This window comes from Pseudomonas sp. NPDC078700 (assembly GCF_044542375.1).
GTDB lineage: Bacteria > Pseudomonadota > Gammaproteobacteria > Pseudomonadales > Pseudomonadaceae > Aquipseudomonas.
Genome location: NZ_JBITUI010000003.1, coordinates 810,621 through 817,997 on the forward strand (window position 1 = coordinate 810,621; position 7,377 = coordinate 817,997).

Sequence of the window (7,377 nt, forward strand, 5' to 3'; positions counted from 1 at the left end):
GCTATTGCATTGTTTTACCCTCACCCGCCACGCGAGTCTTTACTCAGACAGCACCTTGTCCAAGGCATCTGCCAGCGTATTGACCGTGCGTTCAACGTTGTTCAGCTTATCCAGACCGAACAAACCTAAGCGGAAGGTTTGGAAATCTGCGGGTTCGTCACACATCAGCGGCACGCCTGAGGCGATCTGCAAGCCTTGTGCAGCAAACTTCTTACCGCTTTTGATTTCCGCATCATCGGTGTAGCAAACCACTACGCCCGGCGCTTCAAATCCTGCAGCCGCAACACTTTTAAAGCCTTTGTCGGCCAGCAACGCACGAACTTTGTCACCAAGCTCTTGCTGCTCGTTGCGCACCAGATCAAAACCATACTGCTCGGTCTCTTTCATGACCTGGCTAAAGCGCACCAGCGAGTCACTTGGCATGGTCGCATGATAGGCATGGCCGCCCTGCTCGTAAGCCCCCATGATTTGCAGCCATTTTTTCAGGTCACAGGCAAAGCTGCTGCTTTCAGTGCTTTCAATACGTTCGCGAGCCAGTTCACTGAACATCACCAATGCACAGCAGGGTGAGCCACTCCAGCCCTTCTGAGGCGCGCTGATCAGGATGTCCACAGCATTGGCCTGCATATCCACCCAGAGCGTGCCTGAGGCGATGCAGTCGAGCACAAAAATACCGCCCACCGCGTGCACAGCGTCGCCAATGGCACGCATATAGGCGTCCGGCAGGATAATCCCTGAAGACGTTTCAACGTGCGGGGCAAACACCACGTCAGGTTTTTCCTGGTGAATGGCGGCAACCACTTCTTCAATCGGCGCAGGTGCAAAAGGCGCTTGCCGTTCGCTGCTGACCGGACGGGCTTTAAGCACCGTGCTGTGCGCGGCGATCTTGCCCATTTCAAGAATCTGCGTCCAACGGTAGCTAAACCAGCCGTTACGCACGATCAGGCACTTTTTATCGCCCGCAAACTGGCGAGCGACGGCCTCCATGCCGAAGGTACCGCTGCCAGGGACCACAGCCACTGCGTGAGCGTTATAAACCTGCTTGAGGGTGCGCGAAATGTCATTCATAACCAGCTGGAAGGACTGCGACATGTGGTTCAGCGAACGGTCGGTATAAACCACCGAATATTCAAGCAGGCCTTCTGGGTCGACGGCTGAGACTGGATTATGCATAGGAATACCTTGTAAACAGTGGCAGTGAAATGCTCAGTGGATTGGCTGGATTGCAGCACAATAGGTTGAGCAAGACGAGTCAGTCGTTACGCGAGGGCGACAAGAGTTCAATCTTATAACCGTCGGGGTCTTCAACAAAGGCGAGGATACTGGTGCCGTGCATCATCGGGCCGGGTTCGCGAGTGATTTTCCCGCCCCTGGAACGAATGTCATCACAGGCTTTGTAAACGTCTTCAACTTCCAGGGCAATGTGGCCATAGGCGTTGCCGAGATCGTAGCTTTCTGTGCCCCAGTTTTGCGTCAACTCAAGCACCGAGTTGTGCGCTTCATCGCCGTAGCCAACAAAGGCCAGGGTAAATTTACCGTCCGGATAGTCTTTGCGGCGCAGCAGGGTCATACCCAGCACTTCAGTGTAAAAAGCGATGGATTTATCCATATCGCCAACGCGTAGCATGGTATGCAGCAAGCGCATGATAAAGGCTCCAATAGAGTCGTTATGGCAAATGCAAAGGCCGCTTCAGCGGCCTTATCAGAGAACACCCATTGTGAGCGTCCTAACAGAATCTGGCCAGTCTTGAGGCTGACAAGATGCCAGAATGCCGATCCACATGCACTCAGGCTGCGGGGTTAAAGCGCTTTTTTAACCGCTTTACGACCCGAATCGTGTGCCTTGTCTTTTTTATCAGAGACGTTGTCTTTGGCATCGCCCACTTTGTCTTTTTTGTCGTCCAACCCCATGCTGTCAGAGGCGGCCTCTTTTGCGTCGCAGCGCCCACCAACGCCCACTGTGGCTTTCATGGCAGCGCTCTTAGCGGCTTTTTCAGCGGTGCAGTCCGGGTCAATGACGCCAGCCTGCACATTCAAGCAAAACAGGCCGATGCACAGGCCGACCAATAATTTATGCATGGTTAATACTCCTTCGGATGGAAAAAGCGCCATCCATACAATTCAGAGGGTGTAGCAACGCGCAACTTGCTCACCAGGACCAAACTTGGCAATGCTCCAATATGCATAGCGAGACATGGATATCAGCGCATTAATCGGTGGGTGAAAAAAGCGTCACCCACCCTATCTGGCGAGGTAGTCCGTAGCACGGACAGCCACAGCCATGCCCGTCGATAGCGCATAAAAAAGCCTCACATAGACAAGGCTATGTGAGGCTTTAGGGAAACACTGAAGAGCTGTTTAAGCTTAGATCAGTTTACGGCCCTTGTTCGCTGCGATACGCATGCGCAAGGCATTGAGCTTGATAAAGCCAGCCGCGTCTTGCTGGTTGTACGCCCCGCCGTCTTCTTCGAAGGTGGCGATAGTGGCATCGAACAGCGAATCATCGGACTGACGGCCCACAACGATGACGTTGCCTTTATACAGCTTCATGCGGACCACGCCGTTTACATTGGCCTGGGACGCATCAATCATCTGCTGCAGCATGGTGCGCTCAGGGCTCCACCAGAAACCGTTGTAGATCAGGCTGGCATATTTAGGCATCAACTCATCTTTGAGGTGAGCAACTTCACGGTCCAGAGTGATCGACTCAATGGCACGATGGCCCTTAAGCATGATGGTGCCGCCTGGGGTTTCATAGCAGCCGCGGGACTTCATGCCGACAAAGCGGTTTTCGACGATGTCGAGTCGGCCAATACCGTTCTCGCCGCCGATGCGATTCAACTCAGCCAACACGGTAGCAGGCGTCATCTCTTTGCCGTCGATGGCAACGATGTCGCCCGCACGGTAAGTCAGCTCAATGTAGGTTGGGGTGTCTGGGGCCATTTCCGGCGACTTGGTCCAACGCCACATGTCTTCTTCATGCTCGGTCCAAGTGTCTTCCAGCACGCCGCCTTCATAGGAGATGTGCAACAAGTTGGCATCCATCGAGTACGGCGATTTTTTCTTACCGTGACGCTCGATTGGAATGGCGTGCTTTTCAGCGTAATCCATAAGCTTCTCGCGGGACATCAGGTCCCACTCACGCCATGGCGCAATAACTTTTACCCCTGGCTTAAGCGCATAAGCACCCAGCTCAAAACGAACCTGGTCGTTGCCCTTACCGGTTGCACCGTGAGAAATAGCATCTGCGCCAGTTTCGTTGGCGATTTCGATCAAGCGCTTGGCAATCAGCGGCCGCGCGATCGAGGTACCGAGCAGGTACTCACCTTCGTAAACCGTGTTGGCACGGAACATCGGGAACACGAAATCGCGAACAAACTCTTCGCGCAGGTCATCGATGTAGATTTCTTTAACGCCCATGGCCTGAGCTTTAGCGCGAGCTGGCTCAACTTCTTCGCCTTGACCGAGGTCAGCAGTGAAGGTCACCACTTCACAGTTGTAGGTGTCTTGTAGCCACTTGAGGATCACTGAAGTGTCCAAGCCACCGGAATATGCCAGGACTACCTTGTTTACATCGGCCATGCCATGAACTCCATGGGGTTGTACGGAAAGCCGACCATTCTACTGACCCTCGCGGCCAATTTACAGAGGCGCGACAGCTTAAGACGACGAGGCGACAAATTGTTTAGCCGATGCGACCGCTAAAACAGCCATTACGAGGTCGCAGCCGGATCGGCTGGCGCAACAGGTGTAGTTGCTGGTGCTGGCGCATCCGGGGCCTTATCCGCTGCAGGCTCGGGGACTTTATCCAGAGTTATCGCCACCCGGCGGTTCTTCGCCCGGTTCGCCGGACTGTTATTCGGCACTATGGGGTAACGCTCGCCGTGAAAGCGCATGGTGATCTGATCAGCCGGTACGCCGTGAGCCTCAAGGTAGCTCATTACCGCGATGGCCCGACGCCGCGACAAATCGCGATTGGTCAGGCGACTGCCACTGTTGTCTGAATGCCCCTCAACCAGAACACGATTAACTGCAGGGTCTGACTTGAGAAAATCCAACAATATTTGCAGCTTGGCCTCAGCCATTGGATCCAGATCAACCCCGCCATTGGGGAAAGCGATACGGCTTTGCCTGACCTGATTGAAGTTGACCGGCAAGAGCTTGGCCGTACAGGCCAGGTAATCGGAGTATGCCTGCTTAAACTTGACCGGCAACAGGCGAACTTCAACGCGTTCACCGCCCTGAATTGCAAGATGTTTGACCAGTGGGCTGCGACCATCCAGCAGGCCCGCCAGCAAACGCCCGGCTTGCACCTGAGAACTATTAAAGGGTGTGTTGCTGTCGTTGACGCCGACACGCCCCAGATTAATATCTGCGCGGCCCGGCTGCCAAGGCGCGGCCGCAGCCAGCAGGGTTGCTGAACCTGCGCTCAACCAGAGCCCTTGTGTCTGCAAGCGAAAAGTCGCTTGTTCACCGGCTTTTCTGACGAACTCCCCGACGCCAAAATCAGCCACGGGCTGCGACAACCGGCATTCAAACTTATCGCCCTCGACCTTCCACTCTACGTTTTCCAGACGCGTCTGAAAGCTAATGCCCCACGCAGGCAGGCACAGACTCATACTCATGAGCAGACACAGTGGGGTAATAGGTAGTTGGCGCACAATGGGCTCCACACGTAATCACGGGTTTGCTCTTGATATCGGTTGCCCACGGGAAAACTTAAGCACGCTGGTCAGAGTTATCTGCACTGAACGCACTGATGGCGTGCTCTGGTGGGGGTTTTCCGGTAGGATTCCAGCCACGTTTTACCCGCCTGGAAGCTTCCATGATCGACCGCCTTACTCTGCTCCGTCCTGATGACTGGCATATTCACCTGCGTGACGGTGGCGTACTGCCGCACACCGTGACTGACGTTGCGCGTACTTTTGGCCGCGCGATCATCATGCCTAACCTGGTTCCGCCTGTGCGCAATGCCATTGAGGCCGATGCTTATCGTCAGCGCATCCTCAGTGTCCGTCCGGCAAACAGCCAGTTCGAACCTTTGATGGTGTTGTACCTCACCGACCAGACCAGCCCTGAGGATGTTCGCACCGCCAAGGCCTCGGGTTTTGTTCACGCAGCAAAGTTATATCCGGCTGGCGCGACCACCAACTCCGACTCTGGCGTAACCAGTATCGACAAAATCTTCGCCACCCTTGAAGTCATGGCAGAGGTTGGTTTGCCGCTGCTGGTTCACGGCGAAGTGACTCGCAGCGAAATCGATATTTTCGACCGCGAAAAGCAGTTTATCGATGAGCATTTGACCCGCGTAGTTGAACGCTTCCCAACCCTGAAAGTAGTGTTCGAGCACATCACCACCGGTGATGCCGTGGAGTTCGTTAAAGCCGCACCAGCCAACGTTGGCGCGACTATTACTGCCCACCACCTGCTGTACAACCGCAACCATATGCTGGTTGGCGGTATTCGCCCGCACTTCTATTGCCTGCCGATCCTAAAGCGCAACGTGCACCAGGAAGCCCTGCTCGATGCCGCGACCAGCGACAGCCGCAAGTTCTTCCTTGGCACCGACTCTGCGCCACACGCCGTACATGCCAAAGAGTCTGCCTGTGGCTGCGCGGGTTGCTACACAGCATTCGCCGCAATCGAGCTTTATGCAGAAGCGTTCGAGCAACGTAATGCACTGGACAAACTAGAAGCCTTCGCCAGCCTCAACGGCCCAGACTTCTACGGCCTGCCGCGCAACACCGAGACCATCACTCTGGTTCGCGAAGACTGGAATGTGCCAGCTAGCCTGCCGTTCGGCGAGCAAACTGTTATCCCCCTGCGTGCGGGTGAAACCCTGCGCTGGCGTCTGCTGGAGCAAAATGCATGAGCGAAGAGCAGTACGACGATGAATTAGAGAGCAGCGCGCCGTCTGGCCCACGTCATCCAATGGCCGCCCGTTTTCGCGGCTATCTGCCGGTGGTGGTAGATGTTGAGACCGGAGGTTTCAACAGCGCAACTGACGCCCTGCTGGAAATTGCCGCGACAACGGTAGGGATTGATGAACAGGGTTTTCTCTACCCTGACCACACCCACTTCTTCCGGGTTGAGCCCTTTGAGGGTGCCAATATCGAACAAGCGGCACTGGAGTTCACCGGCATCAAGCTTGATCACCCGCTGCGCATGGCTGTGACCGAAGAGCACGCGCTGACAGAAATCTTCCGTGGCCTGCGCAAGTCACTGAAAGCCAACGGTTGCAAGCGTGCCATTCTGGTCGGCCACAACAGCAGCTTCGACCTGGGCTTTCTCAATGCCGCGGTTGCCCGTACCGGCATGAAGCGTAACCCGTTCCACCCGTTCTCAAGCTTTGATACCGCCACCTTGGCGGGCTTGGCTTACGGCCAAACGGTTCTGGCCAAGGCCTGCCAGGCGGCGAGCATTGAGTTTGATGGCCGCGAAGCGCATTCAGCCCGTTACGACACCGAGAAGACCGCCGAACTGTTCTGCGGCATCGTCAACCGCTGGAAAGAAATGGGCGGCTGGGAAGACTTCGACGACTGAAGCGCCAGTGATACATGTCGCACCCGGCGCAGGGTGCGACAGCTCGAAGCTTGTCCGCCATCGCTTAAGCCTTAGTACCCCACTTCTTTCTGATGACGAAAGGCAAGTACGTAAACCGCGTCATCGGCAGGCTCATGCCGATAAAGGGCAACATAGCCCGAATCACCAAATTCAATAATCATTTCACGCAGTTGCGGCAGCTCTGGAAATGGTCGACCCACTTCCGGGCTTTGTTCCAGCCGAGCGAAATGTCGCTCAATGGCTTGGGCTGCTCGCCGAGTGACCACTGGGTCTTTCTCTGCAAGAAACTGACGACAACGCTCTAACCCCTGCGCTGTGGCTTCGGTAATAACTAATCGTGGCACTTAGGAAGCTTCGCCTCAGATTCAGTGCCCCACGTATTGAGCCAAGACCGCGTTTCCTCGCCGGTCAGGTGCAAGCCGGTTTCCTGATACGCAGCCCACGAGGACAAAGCCTCCTGTTTAAAACGCTCGCGAGACTCTTCACGGTCGACGTACTGCGCTATTGCTTCACGCATAATCCAGTGGGATGAGCGCTGGCGCAAACCTGCCAAGTGCTGGATGCGTTTTTTCAACGCTTCATCAATTTTGATAGACGTGGCCATGGCCAAGCCCTCTTTATCTAAAGGTAATACCTTTAGATAACCTATCAGTCATTCTGAGGCTTTGTCTATACCCTAAATAAGGTTCAAAGCATCGCTGGGCGAACGGTCAGGCATAAAAATCTATGGTCACCCCATTTTTTGCAATACTGATTAACGGGTGAAATGGTTGGCTTGCTTAAATCTATCCGGCGTCCAATTGGGGCTAGCCC

The 7,377-nt window shown here is 55.0% G+C and carries 9 protein-coding genes; 2 read left to right on the forward strand and 7 right to left on the reverse strand.

The genetic code is table 11. The annotated features are described in order from the left end of the window. Window positions 1-39 precede the first annotated feature (39 nt). The 5 genes from ACIGCM_RS14200 to ACIGCM_RS14220 all read right to left on the reverse strand — a co-directional run bounded on the left by ACIGCM_RS14200 (window position 40) and on the right by ACIGCM_RS14220 (window position 4,646). Window positions 40-1,173, reverse strand: a complete 1,134-nt coding sequence (locus ACIGCM_RS14200; RefSeq protein WP_397502704.1) for an alanine--glyoxylate aminotransferase family protein — start codon at window positions 1,171-1,173, stop codon at window positions 40-42. Between the two features lie 79 nt (window positions 1,174-1,252). Then, entirely contained in the window at window positions 1,253-1,645 is a 393-nt protein-coding gene (gene gloA / locus ACIGCM_RS14205; protein ID WP_397502705.1) for a lactoylglutathione lyase, read from the reverse strand. Between the two features lie 155 nt (window positions 1,646-1,800). Next, complete coding sequence (locus tag ACIGCM_RS14210) at window positions 1,801-2,079, reverse strand: hypothetical protein (protein WP_397502706.1); 279 nt, start codon at window positions 2,077-2,079, stop codon at window positions 1,801-1,803. Window positions 2,080-2,364: 285 nt separating this feature from the next. After that, on the reverse strand, window positions 2,365-3,582 hold the full coding sequence (locus tag ACIGCM_RS14215; RefSeq protein WP_397502707.1) for an argininosuccinate synthase: 1,218 nt from the start codon (window positions 3,580-3,582) through the stop codon (window positions 2,365-2,367). Window positions 3,583-3,713: 131 nt separating this feature from the next. Then, window positions 3,714-4,646: an OmpA family protein gene (locus ACIGCM_RS14220; protein ID WP_397502743.1), complete on the reverse strand. Its 933-nt coding sequence runs from the start codon at window positions 4,644-4,646 to the stop codon at window positions 3,714-3,716. A 179-nt stretch (window positions 4,647-4,825) separates the two neighbouring features. On the opposite strand from ACIGCM_RS14220, the gene pyrC reads away from it, so the two are divergent. Both pyrC and rnt read left to right on the forward strand, forming a co-directional pair. Beyond that, window positions 4,826-5,872, forward strand: coding sequence for a dihydroorotase (gene pyrC, locus ACIGCM_RS14225; protein ID WP_397502708.1), 1,047 nt, complete (start codon window positions 4,826-4,828; stop codon window positions 5,870-5,872). Further along, entirely contained in the window at window positions 5,869-6,543 is a 675-nt protein-coding gene (gene rnt / locus ACIGCM_RS14230; protein ID WP_397502709.1) for a ribonuclease T, read from the forward strand. The genes pyrC and rnt overlap by 4 nt, the downstream gene beginning before the upstream one ends. A gap of 71 nt (window positions 6,544-6,614) precedes the next feature. On the opposite strand, the gene ACIGCM_RS14235 is transcribed toward rnt, so the two are convergent. Beyond that, window positions 6,615-6,908: a type II toxin-antitoxin system RelE/ParE family toxin gene (locus ACIGCM_RS14235; protein WP_397502710.1), complete on the reverse strand. Its 294-nt coding sequence runs from the start codon at window positions 6,906-6,908 to the stop codon at window positions 6,615-6,617. Continuing rightward, complete coding sequence (locus ACIGCM_RS14240) at window positions 6,896-7,168, reverse strand: CopG family ribbon-helix-helix protein (RefSeq protein ID WP_397502711.1); 273 nt, start codon at window positions 7,166-7,168, stop codon at window positions 6,896-6,898. Before ACIGCM_RS14240 ends, ACIGCM_RS14235 begins: the two co-directional genes overlap by 13 nt. Between the last annotated feature and the right edge of the window lie 209 nt (window positions 7,169-7,377).